Raw genomic sequence first — 15,515 nt, forward strand, 5'->3', positions numbered from 1 at the left:
ACCTGAGGTGAGGAATCTCATCCAGAACAGATAGTTAGGGTGAACTCCGCACCTCTTTCGCGCGATCGGGCGCTAAGCCGCCTTTTCGCGCTGGACGTCGGGCGGCGTCGCTTCCTCGCTGAGAAGACGCACCACTTCCTCGAGCTTCAGCGACTGCTGAGCCTGCGAGCCGAGGCGGCGGACATTCAGCGTGCCCTCCTCCATCTCGCGCTTGCCGGCCACGAGGATGACCGGGACCTTGGCCACCGAATGCTCGCGGACCTTGTAGTTGATCTTCTCGTTGCGCAGATCGGTCTCGACCCTGAGGCCCGCACGCCGGAGTTCCCGGGCCACTTTCTCGGCATAGCCGTCGGCATCGGAAACGATCGTGGTGACGACCGCCTGCACCGGTGCCAGCCAGAGCGGGAAATGCCCGGCAAAGTTCTCGATCAATATGCCGAGGAACCGTTCCATCGAGCCGCAGATCGCCCGATGCACCATGACCGGCATCTTCTTCTGGCCATCGGCATCGATATAGTAGGCGCCGAACCGATCCGGCAGGTTGAAGTCGACCTGGGTGGTGCCGCACTGCCATTCCCGCCCGATCGCATCGCGCAGCGTATATTCGAATTTGGGCCCGTAGAAGGTTCCTTCGCCCGGATTGACGCCAGTCTTGATGCGCCCGCCGGACTCGCGTGAAATCCGGTCGAGCACGCGGGTCAGCACGTCCTCGGCATGATCCCACATCGCATCCGTGCCGACCCGCTTCTCAGGCCGGGTCGCCAGCTTCACCACGAATTCCGTGAAACCGAAATCGGCATAGACCGAGAGGATGAGCTCATTGATCTTGAGGCACTCCTCGGCCATCTGCTCCTCGGTGCAGAAGACATGCGCATCGTCCTGGGTGAAACCGCGCACTCGCATGAGGCCATGCAGCGCGCCGGATGGCTCATAGCGATGAACCGCGCCGAATTCCGCAAGCCTGATGGGGAGATCGCGATAGGACTTGAGACCGTGCTTGAAGATCTGGATGTGTCCGGGGCAATTCATGGGCTTCAGCGCGAAGACCCGCTGGTCCTCGGTCTCATCGCCCGCCGTCTGCACCTTGAACATGTTTTCGCGATACCAGCCCCAATGGCCCGAGGTCTCCCACAGGACCTTGTCGAGCACCTGAGGCGCGTTCACTTCCTGATAATCGGCCCTGAGGCGCCGGCGCATATAGGCAATGAGAGCCTGGAACAATGTCCAGCCCTTGGCATGCCAGAAGACCACGCCCGGTCCCTCTTCCTGGAAGTGGAAAAGGTCCATTTCGCGCCCGAGACGGCGATGATCGCGCTTCTCCGCCTCTTCGAGCGCCGTCAGATAGGCCTGCAGATCCTTGTCATTGGCCCAGGCGGTGCCATAGATGCGGGTGAGCATCTGGTTTTTGGCGTCGCCTCGCCAATAGGCGCCCGCCACCTTCATCAGCTTGAAGGCGGAGCCGATCTTGCCGGTCGAGGTCATATGCGGGCCGCGGCAGAGGTCTATCCAGCCGCCCTGGTCGTAGAATTTGATCTCCTGGCCTTCCGGGATCGCATCGACCAGCTCGACCTTGAACAATTCGCCCCTTGACTTAAAAAATTCCTTGGCCGCTTCACGTGAAACGATTCGTTTAGAAAATGGCTTGTCGCGCCCGATGATCTCCCGCATTTTCTTCTCGATTGCGGGAAAATCTTCCGGAGTGAAGGGTTCATTCCTGAAAAAGTCGTAGTAGAAGCCATTCTCGATGACGGGGCCGATCGTCACCTGGGTGCCGGGATAAAGCTCCTGGACGGCTTCGGCGAGCACATGGGCGGCGTCATGGCGGATGAGCTCCAGCGCCTCGGCATCGTCCCGGGTGATGATTCGGACTTTCGCATCCTGGGTGATGGGATCGGCCAGATCGACCAGAACCCCGTCCTTCATCAGGGCGACGGCCTTTTTCTCGAGTGACTTGGAAATGGAGGCGGCGAGCTTGGCGCCTGAAAGTCCCGGTTGCACCTGGCGCACGGCGCCATCGGGAAAGGTCAGATTTATCATCATGTTCTCCTGCTCACTCCTGCAAACGCAGCAGGTAAGCCTTGGGTGGTTGACGGCGCCGCTTATGGCAGCGGCGGCCATGCCGGTCAACCGAAGAGGTTAATCCGCAGTCGGATCAAATACAGATCGATAACTTCCCATTAACCTTAACAAGTCATCATCCCTGACTGAACTGCAGCGCAACACGTTGGGGACAACTATGACTAAGCATCTTCTTCGCCTTTCACTTTGCACCGCCGCTCTCTTCGCCGTGACCCCCGTGGCCTATGCCGCGGACTACGAGCCCCCGCCGGCGCCTGAAGTCGGCTGGACCGGCCCCTATATTGGCGGCTTCGTCGGCGGCACTTTCGTGGAAGGCAACTATGACAATGGCGGTGATCCAGAACTGAGCGGCACCGGCGGCTATGGCGGCGTCCTTGGCGGTTACCTTTATGATTTCGGCGGGATCGTGGTGGGTATCGAAGCCGACTATGGCTGGGGCTTCGACACGACGGCCCAGAATCGTGATCCTTCTGAAGCGGTGGATATGGAATTCGATGGCATTGGCACTATCCGTGGCCGACTCGGCTGGGCCGATGATGATACCCTGATCTATGCGACAGGCGGCTATGGTTGGATCGAGGCCACCTTGAGCGGCCTCGTCGGCCCGAACTCCGTTCCCGACGATGACCAGCAAACTCATGAAGGCTGGGTGATCGGCGGTGGTATCGAACATCGCCTCTTCGACAGCGGCCTCAGCGCCCGTCTCGAATATCTCTATGGCGATTTCGATGGCGCCGACTACACGCTGACCGACGGTGACCAAGTCACTGGCACCGCCGCGGTTGAACTCGACAATGTTCACATCGTGCGCGCGGCTCTCATCTACAATTTCGGCAATCTCTGGTAAGTTGCTTAGCTGCCTGCAGTCCGAAGGCGCCGGAGCTTTCTCCGGCGCCTTTTCTATTTCCGCCGCCACACGGTATGCAGCAAGTTGAATAGAATGACGAGCGAACGACCCTACCTGCTCGTTGGCGATTGGATTCCACCAAGTCCTTAAGCGATGTTTCTCACCGAACAGCTCCTCAGCACCACACAGATCGAGCCCACATACTGTTGGGATCCGACAATGTATGAGGGGTCGAATTTGCACGATACTTACGTGACGGAAAAGCCCTGAGGGTTCCAAAGGCTTAATGCTTCGCCCAGAGCGTTCTGTTCCTACGGGCAGGCTTTCGAGGAATCCGCCCTCGCGCAACAACACGTAGCTTGGCCGCGACTGGGTTCGATGCGATCAACGGGCGGTTCACCACATATTCGCCGAGAGCCTCGGCGCCATCACTATGATACATGCAGGGGTTGGCAGAGCCGCCTAACGATGTGCTTTTGCCTGCGCGCTTAGAGGCTCAGGCGCAACAGAACCTGCATGACCTGGGGCGGTCGTAGTGCATGACCGAAAAAAGTGCTTGCGTAGTGCTGATACGCTTCGCCAGGCCCGGCAGTCCTAGTCCAGATCGGCCTCACATCAAGGCCCTTGCAGCAGCATGAAGGCTAGCAACTTCAGACCTCTTAAACTGAGCATCTGAGGAAGTGCCGCCGTCGTCCCACTTCTCCTCATCGTCCGACGGCGCGACGCTGTTGCAGAAATCCAGTGGGATAAGAACGCCGAAGCCGATATTGACCTGGATCTGGCTGAACTCGACCTTGCCGTGCATGCAATCGAGCAGCATGCCGGATGATGTTGGTGGCGCCTGGACGGGCGGAGGTGATTGTCCTGCCGGGCAGGTGCCTGCATGGGCGGCGGGTCGCCTTGCGCCATCGGCTTCGCGTGACGGTGGCCCGTCTCGGTGAGGAGTGTCGGAACCGCGGAATTCCGTCCCTTGATGCACCGTGATGTTGGGATGGGAGAAAAGAATGAGGCAGGCCTGGTTTGAGAAAGCCCGTCGCAGCCTGCGGTTTGAGCGCAAGCGGGTTCAGAATCGAAACGCCCGCGGGTTTGAGCCGCGGGCACAATTTTCTGAATCCTGATATTTCCCAAATCTCATTCTTTGGTCCGCAAAGTCAAGCCCTTATTTGTCAGATGTCGAATGGATCACCGCAAGGAGAAATCACGCCAGCCAAAACCGTCAAAACTGATCGCCGCTTGAGCCTCTTCAATGCGTAGCAACTGTCAGGTGACTACTGCTCTTTTACACGCTGTACAATCATCGTTGCATCAAAAGGTGCACTTAGATTGGTGTTACACCGACGACAGCTCTGCAACAACAAAAATGGGTTGGCCCATTGTCTGTAAAACGCGCCTATTGGATCATGAACACCGCAATATGGGCAAGAAAGTATTCTCCTCGCCCTTACCACAATTATGATCAGCGCTAGAACTCCCACAAACCAGGGAGCTGCGCTGGCAAATACTATAATTAGGAACATTGTGATGAGAGCGGCCGCGAACAACTGAGTATAGATTTTAATAGCCCGGCGCCTCAAAACCGAGAACACCGTCTCAGTCCCAAATTCTATGTTCATCATTTTGGCCAAATTGGACTGGTATCGTTACGATCATAGGCAAAACTGGGCGTGTTGCCTCCATACATAACATAACCACCTATGTTCTTGTAGCCCGGAGTAGCCATAACACCTCCCCCCCAAGGGCCAACTGCAAGATCGATCCCTTGCGACTTACCCAGCATGTCAGAAAGTGGACCTGTTTGAGCTCCCGCCACAACATAGCCCCCCGTTGACATGCCGACGCTAAATGTTTGCGTTCCCAGAATTTGATAATTTCCTGAGGTATCTACCGCGACAACTACTGAACCGCCAAGGCCCACAACCTGAGCAAAACTACCGCCTACGCCAATAAATACAGTGGCTTGCACTTTTTTCCCGGAGTACGAATTAAACGGAACACCAAGTGCATAGGACTCAGTAGCTGAGCCCGATAGGAATCCACCCGACATTTGACCCGCAATTGCACCATTGATTGCGGCCATATTTGAATAGACGTCCCGTGAAAACTGTGTCCCGCCGAACTCTCCCATCCAGTCATCCATTTTAGCCGGATGTCCGGTATACAGATCCCCGATTTGCCGCACATTGGTGCTTACCCAACGCGGATTGGCGTTGCTTCCTTCATTGACCGCCCACCCACCACCACCCCAGCCGACGTCGGCACAGGTTCCACAGCGTGGACCATGCTCGTAGGTCATGCGTTCTGCGGTCTTCTGGGAGATCGACTTGCCGCCGCCTGAACTACCGCCAGCGAAATTTCCCCCTCCACTCCAACTTCCCCCGCTGGTGCTCTCATGGTCATCCGCGGCGTTTCCAAACGGATCCAATCCGTTGATCGGGTCGTTGAGGGCATAGGCATAACGGTTGACATCGACTCCGCCGATCGTCGGATCCCAATCATCGGGCGATAGGAACCGCCCAAGCGCCGGATCGTAGTAACGGGCGTGGAGATATTGCAGGCCGGTCTCGCTGTCATAGCGCTCGTTGATGTAGGACTTCGAGTTGAGCGGTGTCGTCAGCGGTTTGCCATAGGAAGCGAAGGCGGTGCGGCCGTTGCCGGGTATGGCCCCCGTCGCATCGGTCGTCACCCGGTTGGAACCGAGATGATCCTTGTGCAGCCAGGAGAGCGTGGTGCCCGTGCGCTTCACATCGGGATGGAGATACTGCCCCCATTCCCCTGACGGATTGATGGCGTTGACAACGATTTCCGTGTCATTGCCCAAATACCAGGTGACATCGGTGCCGACAGTCTTCCGGACGCGCTCGCCATCCGCCCCATATTCGAAAGTGCTGGTCGAGCCGCCGGAAATGGCAACCGACAGTGGCCGGTTCTCGCCGTCATAGGTGAAGGTCCGGGTCTGGCTGTCGATCGTGTAGGCGGTCGTATTGCCATTCGCGTCATAGCTGACGCTCTGCCCGGCAATGGTGAGCGGCGCATGCGGCCGGACCGCCGTGGGTCCCTGGGTCGGATAGGTATAGGTCCCTACCTTGGAATTGGTCAACATGTTGCCGGCGAGATCATAGGTCCAGGTCTGGTCCTGGGCATTGTCGCCCTGGTTGTCGGCCGAGATCAGGTCTCCCAGATCGCTATAGCCATAGGTCCAGTTCTCGACATTGCTGGTCACCGTGCTGTTGGTGACGGCGGTGATACGACCGGCAAAGTCCCGTGTGTAAGTGAGCGCCATCAGCGAGGTCGCGCCGTTATTGGTCGTGATCCCGGTGAGGAAGGCACGCTGGGCGTTATAGGCATAGCTGGTGGTGACGCCGTTGCCGTAAGCCACCGAGGTCATCTGGCCGGCACCGTTGTAAGCCAAGGCCGAGACGAGGTCGGTCGAGCCGTTCTTGACGGTCAGCAGCCGGCCCATCTCGTCATAGTCGTAGCTGGCCGTATAGGTGCCGGAGCCCGAGCCTGTCCCCGAGGGGAAGGTGCGGGTCCTGAGCTCGCCCGCATGCCAATAGGTGCTTTCGATAAGCTTCGGCGTTCCGCTGCCATTGATGCCGGCAAAGGACTGCTTCACCGGGCGACCAGCAGCGTCATAGTCGATCTCGACATCGGACAGGGTGATGGTCGGCGTCCCTGCCCGCTCCTTGATCGACCTGGTGAGCGCTCCGGCATTGAAGAAGCCGGAACGGGCCTGGTCGTAAGTGTTGGTCACCGTCTCGGTGGCGAGGCCGGACCCGGTCACCGTCTTGGTGAGGGCTCGGTCCATGCTGTCATAGGTCAGGGTCGAGACCTGCCCCTTGGCATCGGTCTGGGTCAGCAGCCGGCCGGCGGTGTCGTAGCTGTAGGACCAGTCGCCGAGATCGGGATCATGCACCGCCGTCCGGCGGCTCATCCCGTCATAGCTGTAGGTCCACTTGTTATTGTTCGGGTCATAGATCTCGACGATGCGACTCAGGGCATCGCGCTTATATTGCGTGATGGCCTCGGGATCCCCCGAACTGATCCGCATCTTCGCCCGTGTCACCATCTGGCCATAGGCGTCATAGTGATAGCGGGTCTGGCGCCCTGTCTCATCCGTCTGAGTGATGACGGAAAGCTCGGTGGTCGATGAACCGCCCAGCGCATAGGCGAGCGTGATCGACTTGCCATCCGGCGCCTCCTTGTCGATCAGACGGTCGAGCGCGTCATAGTGATAGTTGGTCCATTGCGCCGTTTCGGACGTGTCGAAATACACCTGCGTGCTGGCTTTGACATTGCCGCGCTTGTTGAACGTGAAGCTCTGCGTCTGTGAGCGCTTCGGCTGGCCAGCGTCCACCACGACGCCCTCATTCCAATCCCTCCATTTGCGCCCGAAGCCGTCGATATAGGCCTGAGCCGAGATGATGTCGGTGGTGGCGTTGATGGTCGGTCCGGGATTGGCCCAGTCGTCATCGTCCGTCGAGGCATGAGGCGCCGGGCGTTGGGTCTCGATCAATTGGTCGATCGCATCGGGCTTGATACCGCCAGGAGCCGAGACATCGGCCGTGCCAATGTCATAAACGAGCCTCCGGTAATCGCCGCCGGGCTTGACCTCGCGCGTCAGCCGGCAGAGCGCATCATAGACCGAGTCTGTATTCTGGCTGTTGATGTCGGTGACCTGGGTCGGGGCGCCGCAAATCGTGTCCCATTGCATCTGGACCTTGAAGCGGCTGTCGGCGCCGGTGCCGAAATATTTGGGCAGCCGGGTCTCAGTCACGAACAGCTGGTTTGTCGCGTCATAGGTGTTCTCGGTGCGCTGACCTTCGGGGCCGATGGCGACCGTGAGATTGCCATAGCTGTCATAGGTGAAGGTGCTGACGGCCCAGCTCGGCGAACTCGATATCCACTGCCGCACTTCCTGTTTCTGGCAGGAGAGTGCAGGGTCATTCCAGGTGCTCATTCCCTCATAGAAATTGCCGGTCTGCGCCGTCTGCGTCGCGGCACTCTGGGTCAGCGAGGAATAGCTCGTCTCGACATGCGGGCATGCCACCACATAATCGGTGGTGTTCGGGATGAAGGTAGTGTTGAACGACCGCTCATCGCCGGTGACCGCAAGATCGCCATACTGGTCCTCATTGGTGACGAGCCCATGGGCGTTGAAGGTTCGGTCCGTCTTCACCGTCTTGGTCTGGCCGGAAGCGATCTCATCCGCCGTCGTAGATGTGCTGAGGCAGGTAAAAGGAGCTTCGGCATCGGTGGTATAGGCATCCGCCACCTTGCGGAGTAGCACATCGGCGCCATCGCGGCGTTCGATCGCCGATGTACGACCTAAACACGCCAGGCTCTGCTGGTAGGTCGAGACCGCCTTCGGCCCTGTCGTCTCACCCTCGACAGCCGGCAGTTGTGCCGTGACTTTCTGGAAGCCCATGAACTGGCGCTCGCTCGGATCCCAGGCTCCGCCTTCATAGGAATAGCTGGTGATCGATTCCCAATTGGGTGTGCCGCCCGTGCCGCGCCCGTCATCCAGAGTCACCGACTTCACCACAGGCATCACAAAAGGCAATGTCGTGTTGGGCTTGCCGCTCGACGGCTCATAGGCAATCGCGATCTTCCCGCCCAAGGGCTCGACGACATTCGTCAGGAGATCTAGGACATTATCGCCTGAACTCAGCCGGATGTTATTGCTGTAGCTGAAATCGCCAACGAGGTCGGTTCGACCATCACCATCAAAGTCACCCTCCACATTCACCTTGTACATGGCAGGGCCGGAAACAAGCTGAAAACTCGTACCGTTCAAGACATAAAGTTTACTCTGATAACCAGTGATGTTCCCCATATATGATGCAAGCAGAAGGTCCATTCGCCCGTCACCATTTAAATCAGCGAGCCGCGCTTGCGATCCACGGTGGTACGAAATGCCCGTGATTCTCTGCTCTGGCCAAACCGCAACAACTGTCTGGCCATTTGAAAAGTAGATGGTGACGTCGGCGATGTCCTTCAGTTCCGCAGGCGCAAATCCACCACTGTAATCATAAACCTTAATCAAATCCGTCCGACCGTCGCCATTGATGTCGCCGACAAGGAAACGCACGCGATAGTCATTGATTGTGTGGGCAGATACCAGCACCGGCGATTGGGCGGCAAACTGCGATCCGGACGATAGATAGATCGTTGCGTCCCATTTATGTATGCCGTCGGTGAAATGGCGCGTGATCAGCAGATCTGCTTTGCCATCTCCGTTATAGTCACCAGGCCAGATTTTCTTTTCGGTATCTGCGAGAACGGGGACTTGCCAAGTCGTTTGTTTTATAAAAGCTGTACCATCCGAAAGCCAAACATTACGATTACCCGTTACGATATCGACCTTCCCGTCACCATTGAAATCGCCGATACCCTTGATTCCGCCGTCGAAATCCCCTCCACTCGTCGGACTTGTCGTGGCGGTGAGCGCCGTCAGGCTAGTGCCGACAAGCTTATTAATACGAATTTTGGCGGGATTTCCCGACATCTTGAGCAAATCATCTGTCCCATCCCCCGTAAAATCGGCAATAAGATCACCTGTTGCGCATGCGGCGCTCAACACGGTGAATGAAGTGCCCGTCGACAGTTTGATATTGGATTCGCAAAGATCGGTACGACCATCACCATTGAAATCGCCTGATCGCGCATTTGGGGTGGCGGATATTCCTGACCAGGTCGAGTCACTGAAATCGGTGGTCAAATCATAGTCTGAATAGGTGAATGAAGTCGCGGGCAAGGCGGTACCGCCGGTAACTCCCATATTTACATCAAATGTGGCATCCCTTCCGTATTCCTGGACATAAGCCAGACGGGAGAGATTAGTGGCGCTGCTCATTCCGTATGCGAATCTATAGGCACGCACCAAAGTCGGCCCCATAAGAACGCGAATAGTTTTCAGACGCTTGGCGCTTGCAAGAAAACCCGATCCGCTAGCTTCGCTCAGGCTTTCCGGCCGTGCTTCGTAATGGAACGCAATGGTTGCTATCGGAGTAGAACCACTCTGATTGAAATAGGTAACTGTTGCCAACACGCAAGCATTGTCCGTAACGCAATCATAGCTATAGTCGACATGATTGCCGCGTCGGTCCGTTGCTTTGGAGAGATGCCAGCGGAATGCGGTCGAATCGGTTCCCCCTTGGAACGCGGAATACTCATACTTGGTGCCGTCACGTGCCGTGACTTCCCAAACATTTGTCGTGCCATTGCGGCGAATGCGCAGATAGTTCTCCACCCTGCTTCCATAGCCAATTAAGCCGGAAGCAACCGATGCGGCGCAGGACGGTGACGTCGACGGGTTTTGCAGCTCCGCGCAGTGGATAATCTCCTCGCCATCGAGCGTAAATGAATCAGGTGGCAAGTTCGAAGCGCCGTAACCGGGCGAGCCTCGACCGCTTGGGAGCTTGGGCTGGCCGCTGGCCGGCGTTGGCGAGCCGGAGACACGTTCGATAACCGAAAGCCCATTTAGTTTCCAGCCGACACCCAGCCAAGCACCAACACTGGGATTATTGCGAATAGTTTCCGCCGAACTGTAGGCAACAGACAAGTTCGGTTCGAGCCCGCGGAATTCGGGAACATTAATCGCGACAGAATAGCGGTAGCTGCCATTATAGGCGGCATATGGCTGCATAGGGCTCAAATTTCGCAGTTCCACAGGACTAACGTCTTGGGCAGCTGCACCACTACAAATGAAAAAGGCGACGGCCGCTAGTCCAATCGCCTTTCCAACTTGACCTATTGCCCACGAAATCTGTGCACGGCCACAGCATAACCGCAGCATGATCGCCCCCGTCCCAAAATTCCCGTCCGAGCAGACCTTGGGTGAGTTCTCCACGATTCGCAATGGGCTTGTGGCGTATTCGCAACGACTGCTCATTTGTAGCAGATTCGTAACAATATATCTCGTTGATATCGGCGGATATTTTAGAACATTTGGCTATCCACCACGGCTGCGGTGGAATTCGACTGTCGTACTGTTCGTACATGCTAGTGGCGCCCAAGGAACCTATCCCACCATCAGCATCTCAGTTTGGTACAACTGACCTCAGGGCGGCGCCAGACCTCACATCCCCTGAGCGGCCCACCCAAATCCTCCAATCTTTGGCGCGCACCAATCTACAATTTAAAGTAGCAATTGGCGCCTTTTCTATTTCTGCCGCCACATGACATGGCGCCAGGCACGCCAGTCCCGCCGCGGAAAATCCTCCGGCACCGGATCAAAGCCGTCGCCGCCCCAGGGATGGCAGCGCGTCACGCGTGAGAGTCCGAGCCAGAATCCAGCCCAGGCGCCATGCAACCGGATCGCCTCCATCGCATAGTCCGAGCAGGTCGGCAGGTAGCGGCAGCGGCGGCCGAGCACCGATGAGACGGTAAGCTGGTAAAGCCGGATCAGCCCGACCAGACCCGCAGCGACCGGCCCCCGCCCTTGTCGCTTTTCCTTCCCATCATGACGTTCGCACATTCTGTCTGCCCTGCGGGCCGTTTACACTCTGATCTTCGACACGGAGATAGGCATGAAGCTCGCCAAGCCCAATATTCTTTTCATCATGGCCGATCAATTGGCGGCGCGCTATCTCCCCGCCTACGGGCATCCTTTGGTGAAGACACCCCATCTCGACCGGCTGGCGGGCGAGGGCGTCGTGTTCGAGAACGCTTATACACCAAGCCCGCTCTGCGCCCCTGCCCGTGCGACTGTGATGAACGGCCTCCTGCCGTCGCGGACCGGCGTCTACGACAATGCCGCCGAATTCCCCTCCTCCATCCCGACCTGGGCGCACTATCTGAGGCTTGCCGGCTATCGCACCTGCCTGTCCGGCAAGATGCATTTCGTCGGCCCCGATCAGCTGCACGGGCTCGAAGAGCGCCTGACCACCGATATCTATCCGGCCGATTTCGGCTGGACGCCCGATTGGCGCCTGCGCCAGGAACGCATCGACTGGTGGTACCACAACATGACCTCGGTGCTGCAGCCGGGCATCGCCGAAATCACCAACCAGCTTGAATTCGACGACGAAGTCGCCTTCCTCGCCACCCGCAAGATCTATGACTATGCGCGCTATGAGAACGACACGCCCTTCTGCCTCATGGCCTCCTTCACCCACCCGCATGACCCCTATGCGGCACGAGGAAAGTTCTGGAATCTTTACCGCGACGAGGAGATCGACCTGCCATCGCTGCCGGCGGCCGCCAATGAGGAATTGGATCCGCACAGCCGGCGTCTCTATGAGATGTCGGCGATGGACGACTATGTTGTGACCGAGAAGGATGTGCGCGCCGCCCGCCACGGCTACTACGCCAATATCTCCTATATCGATGAGCTCGTCGGCAAGCTGCTTGCAGCGCTCGAAGCGACCGGCAAGCTCGACAACACCATCGTCGTCTTCACCTCGGATCACGGCGACTTCCTCGGCGAACGTGGCCTGTGGTACAAGATGTCGTTCCTCGAGCCTTCCGCCCATGTGCCGCTCATCATCTGGGCGCCGAAACGCTTTTCCGCGCGCCGGGTCGCCGAGCCGGTGACGCTTTGCGACATTCTTCCGACCTTCGCTGATCTGTGTACGGATGGAAAAGGCGAGCTCGCCCGCAAGGTGGATGGCCGAAGCCTCTATTCCCTGCTCGCCGGCTCAGCCGAGTCCCCGGACGCCACGGCCTGGGGCGAATATCTGGCGGAAGGCGTTATCGCTCCCATGTACATGCTGAGGCGCGGACCCTGGAAGTTCGTCCATACCCCGAGCGATCCCGATCAGTTGTTCGACATCGCGGCCGATCCCGACGAGCGGCGAAATCTCGCGGCCTATGCCGATCACCAGGATCGCGCGCGGTCATTCCGTCGCGAGGTCGAGCAGAAATTCGATATTCCCCGCATCACCGGGGAAGTCCTGGCAAGCCAGCAGGCCCGCCTCATGATGTTCGAGGCGTTGCGGCGCGGCGCCCATTTTCCCTGGGACTTCCAGCCGCTGCGCGAGGCCTCCGAGCAATATACGCGCAATCACATGTCGGTCACCGACCGCGACCTCAAGAGCCGGTTTCCACCGGCGCCCGATGTCGCGGACAAGCGGCGTTGATCAGTTTACTGGAATGCAATTCAGGCCGGCACGGCAGCCTTCGCTTTCGCCTCGATCTGGTCGACGGCATCGACCACGGCATCGAAGGTCAGCAAGGTCGAGGCATGCCGGGCCTTGAAGTCCCGCACCGGCAGGAGCGCCTCGAGATCCTGCCACTTGCCGGAAGGCGGCTCGCCGCCTTCCTTCAGCATGGCATGCATCTGCTTGCGGATATGGCGCAGCTCCTCAGGCGTCGAGCCCACCACATGGCGCGCCATGATCGAGGACGAGGCCTGGCCGAGCGCGCAGGCCTTGACCTCATGGCCGAAATCGCTGACCACTCCGTCAGCCATCCTGACGTCGACCGTGACTTTGGAGCCGCACAGGCGCGAGATCGCCGTTGCCGTTGCGTCGGGCGCATTGAGGCGTTGCAGCCGGGGTATATCGGCGGCGAATTCGAGGATCTTGCGATTGTAGATTTCGTTGATCATGCACACATCCTAATGCATCGGACTGCAAGCTGCGAAGCGGTTTTGTGCGCCGGAAACGCGCCGCAAAGCGTCTTTCGGCGTGTTTGCCCCTGGAAGCCGCCCATGATATGGGATCGGCGAAATCGGAAGTCAAAGTGAGCCCAATTATGGATGCTGTCGTCAAGAAACTCGCGCGGGAAACGGCCCTCAAGCGCCCCTCCCAGGAGGAGGCAGAGGAGGCTGTCCGCACCCTGATCGCCTGGGCGGGCGACGATCCGACCCGCCAGGGCCTGCTCGACACGCCGAAGCGGGTGGTCAAGGCCTATCGCGAGTTCTTCAAGGGCTATGGCGAGGACCCACTGCAGGCGCTCTCGCGCACCTTCGATGAGGTCGAGGGCTATGACGACATCGTCATGCTGCGCGACATCGAGTTCAACTCCCATTGCGAGCACCATATCGTCCCCTTCATCGGCCGGGCCCATGTGGCCTATCTGCCCTCCCATGCCGTGGTCGGCATTTCCAAGCTGGCGCGGGTCGTCGAGATCTATGCCCGGAGGCTTCAGACCCAGGAGACCATGACGGCGCAGATCGCCAAGGCCATCGACAAGGCGCTCGAGCCCAAGGGTTCGGCCGTCCTCATCGAGGCGGTGCATCAGTGCATGTCGCTGCGCGGCGTGAACAAGCGCAATGTCGCGACCATCACCACCCAGTTCACCGGCGAGTTCAAATCCAACCCGGTGCTGCAGGCCCGCTTCATGGAGCTGGTGCGCTCACCCTCGGGCGGCTTCTCCCTCTGATGGCCACGGGCGACGAAGAATCGGTCGTCTTCGCGCCGCGCTATGACGAGAACGGGCTGATCCCCGCCATCGTGACCGATGCCAGGGATGGCTCGGTCGTCATGCTCGCTTACATGAATGCGGAAGCCCTGGCGCGCACGCTCGAAACGGGCGAAGCCCATTATTGGAGCCGGTCGCGTCGTGAGCTCTGGCGCAAGGGCGCCACATCCGGAGACACCCAGAAGGTCGTCGAAATCAGGCTCGATTGCGACCAGGACACTGTCCTCATGTCCGTCAACATGGCCGGCCGCGGTGTCGCCTGCCATACCGGCCGCCATTCCTGCTTCTATCGCCGGGTCAGCCGCGACTCACAAGGTTACAAACTCGAAATAATCTGAGATTTCCCGATCTTCCGTACACGATGTAAAGTCGCATCATGAACGGCAAGGTGAGACAGGCCATCGGGCTGGCGCTCGGTGCGGGTGCGGCGCGCGGCTGGGCGCATATCGGCGCCATCGAAAGGCTGGAGGAGAACGGCATCCACGCCTGCGCCATTGCCGGCTCCTCGATCGGGGCGCTTGCCGGCGGCCTCCATGCGGCAGGCCGGCTTCAGGCGCTCAAGGAGTTCGCCCTTGGCCTCACCCGCCGGCGGGTCCTGTCGCTCCTCGATATTTCCTGGCGCGGATCGGGCCTCATCGCTGGCGAGCGCCTAGGCGGCCTGCTCGACGATGTTGTCGGCGGCGTTACTTTTGCCGACACGAAGATACCCTTCATCTGCATCGCGACCGAGCTCGGCACGGGGCATGAATTGTGGCTGCGCTCGGGCGCGCTGGCGCCGGCGATCCGTGCCTCCTATGCGCTGCCGGGCGTCTTTCGCCCCGTTCGCGTCAATGGCCACTGGCTCATCGACGGCGGCGTGGTCAATCCGGTGCCCGTCGCCGCTTGCCGGGCGCTCGGCGCCCGTCTGGTGATCGCCGTCAATCTGGGACCCGAGACGGCAGCCGGCATCGCCATCCAGAATCCGCCCGACATTGCCACAAGCGACAAAGGCAGGACGGCACCGAGCCTCACCTCGGTGCTCGTCGCCGCTTTCAACATCACGCAAGACCGTCTCGCACGCTCGCGCCTCGCCGGCGATCCGCCCGATATTTCATTGAGCCCGCGCTCCAATGGGCTTGGCCTGTTCGAATTCGACAAGGCCGAGAAAGCAATCGCAGCCGGCCGCGACGCGGTCGACCGCGCCATGCCGGAGATAGAGCGTGCGATCTCCGTGCTCTAGCTGTGG

General features: G+C 59.1%; 10 protein-coding genes. 5 read left to right on the forward strand and 5 right to left on the reverse strand.

All coding sequences use genetic code 11. From position 1 onward, the window contains the following. Nucleotides 1–72 precede the first annotated feature (72 nt). Nucleotides 73–2,037, reverse strand: coding sequence for a threonine--tRNA ligase (gene thrS, locus DT068_RS16990; protein ID WP_119391065.1), 1,965 nt, complete (start codon nt 2,035–2,037; stop codon nt 73–75). A gap of 199 nt (nt 2,038–2,236) precedes the next feature. On the opposite strand from thrS, the gene DT068_RS16995 reads away from it, so the two are divergent. Continuing rightward, nucleotides 2,237–2,926, forward strand: a complete 690-nt coding sequence (locus DT068_RS16995; RefSeq protein ID WP_119391066.1) for an outer membrane protein — start codon at nt 2,237–2,239, stop codon at nt 2,924–2,926. 610 nt (nt 2,927–3,536) lie between these two features. On the opposite strand, the gene DT068_RS17000 is transcribed toward DT068_RS16995, so the two are convergent. From DT068_RS17000 to yidD, 3 genes are all read right to left on the reverse strand, one after another. Continuing rightward, a complete protein-coding gene (locus tag DT068_RS17000) occupies nt 3,537–3,746 on the reverse strand; it encodes a hypothetical protein (protein WP_119391067.1) in 210 nt (69 codons plus the stop codon). Nucleotides 3,747–4,538: 792 nt separating this feature from the next. Beyond that, nucleotides 4,539–10,571 (reverse strand): FG-GAP-like repeat-containing protein, encoded by a 6,033-nt coding sequence (locus DT068_RS17005; protein ID WP_162914258.1) that lies wholly within the window; start codon nt 10,569–10,571, stop codon nt 4,539–4,541. Between the two features lie 516 nt (nt 10,572–11,087). Further along, nucleotides 11,088–11,402: a membrane protein insertion efficiency factor YidD gene (gene yidD / locus DT068_RS17010; protein WP_119391069.1), complete on the reverse strand. Its 315-nt coding sequence runs from the start codon at nt 11,400–11,402 to the stop codon at nt 11,088–11,090. Nucleotides 11,403–11,454: 52 nt separating this feature from the next. Here yidD and betC point away from each other — a divergent pair, with 52 nt between their 5' ends. Beyond that, nucleotides 11,455–13,005, forward strand: coding sequence for a choline-sulfatase (gene betC, locus DT068_RS17015; RefSeq protein WP_119391070.1), 1,551 nt, complete (start codon nt 11,455–11,457; stop codon nt 13,003–13,005). Nucleotides 13,006–13,025: 20 nt separating this feature from the next. On the opposite strand, the gene DT068_RS17020 is transcribed toward betC, so the two are convergent. Then, complete coding sequence (locus DT068_RS17020; protein WP_119391071.1) at nt 13,026–13,475, reverse strand: iron-sulfur cluster assembly scaffold protein; 450 nt, start codon at nt 13,473–13,475, stop codon at nt 13,026–13,028. 146 nt (nt 13,476–13,621) lie between these two features. Between DT068_RS17020 and folE the strand changes: the two genes are divergently transcribed. The 3 genes from folE to DT068_RS17035 are packed head-to-tail and all read left to right on the forward strand — an operon-like array spanning nt 13,622 to nt 15,509. Continuing rightward, nucleotides 13,622–14,251 carry a GTP cyclohydrolase I FolE gene (gene folE, locus DT068_RS17025; protein WP_119391072.1) on the forward strand — a complete coding sequence of 210 codons (630 nt, stop codon included), beginning with the start codon at nt 13,622–13,624 and terminating at the stop codon, nt 14,249–14,251. Then, complete coding sequence (gene hisI, locus DT068_RS17030) at nt 14,251–14,628, forward strand: phosphoribosyl-AMP cyclohydrolase (protein ID WP_119391073.1); 378 nt, start codon at nt 14,251–14,253, stop codon at nt 14,626–14,628. The genes folE and hisI overlap by 1 nt, the downstream gene beginning before the upstream one ends. Nucleotides 14,629–14,666: 38 nt before the next feature. Then, complete coding sequence (locus DT068_RS17035) at nt 14,667–15,509, forward strand: patatin-like phospholipase family protein (RefSeq protein WP_119391074.1); 843 nt, start codon at nt 14,667–14,669, stop codon at nt 15,507–15,509. Nucleotides 15,510–15,515: the final 6 nt, after the last annotated feature.

Source organism: Taklimakanibacter lacteus (genome assembly GCA_003576695.1).
Lineage (GTDB): Bacteria > Pseudomonadota > Alphaproteobacteria > Rhizobiales > Aestuariivirgaceae > Taklimakanibacter > Taklimakanibacter lacteus.

Bases quoted from the DNA above. Each gene is read 5' to 3' on its own strand.
- thrS (WP_119391065.1), bottom strand. From the start codon at position 2,037: ATGATAAATCTGACCTTTCCCGATGGCGCCGTGCGCCAGGTGCAACCG.
- yidD (WP_119391069.1), bottom strand. From the start codon at position 11,402: ATGTGCGAACGTCATGATGGGAAGGAAAAGCGACAAGGGCGGGGGCCG.
- hisI (WP_119391073.1), top strand. From the start codon at position 14,251: ATGGCCACGGGCGACGAAGAATCGGTCGTCTTCGCGCCGCGCTATGAC.
- betC (WP_119391070.1), top strand. From the start codon at position 11,455: ATGAAGCTCGCCAAGCCCAATATTCTTTTCATCATGGCCGATCAATTG.
- DT068_RS17020 (WP_119391071.1), bottom strand. From the start codon at position 13,475: ATGATCAACGAAATCTACAATCGCAAGATCCTCGAATTCGCCGCCGAT.
- DT068_RS17005 (WP_162914258.1), bottom strand. From the start codon at position 10,571: ATGCAGCCATATGCCGCCTATAATGGCAGCTACCGCTATTCTGTCGCG.
- folE (WP_119391072.1), top strand. From the start codon at position 13,622: ATGGATGCTGTCGTCAAGAAACTCGCGCGGGAAACGGCCCTCAAGCGC.
- DT068_RS17035 (WP_119391074.1), top strand. From the start codon at position 14,667: ATGAACGGCAAGGTGAGACAGGCCATCGGGCTGGCGCTCGGTGCGGGT.
- DT068_RS16995 (WP_119391066.1), top strand. From the start codon at position 2,237: ATGACTAAGCATCTTCTTCGCCTTTCACTTTGCACCGCCGCTCTCTTC.
- DT068_RS17000 (WP_119391067.1), bottom strand. From the start codon at position 3,746: ATGCTGCTCGATTGCATGCACGGCAAGGTCGAGTTCAGCCAGATCCAG.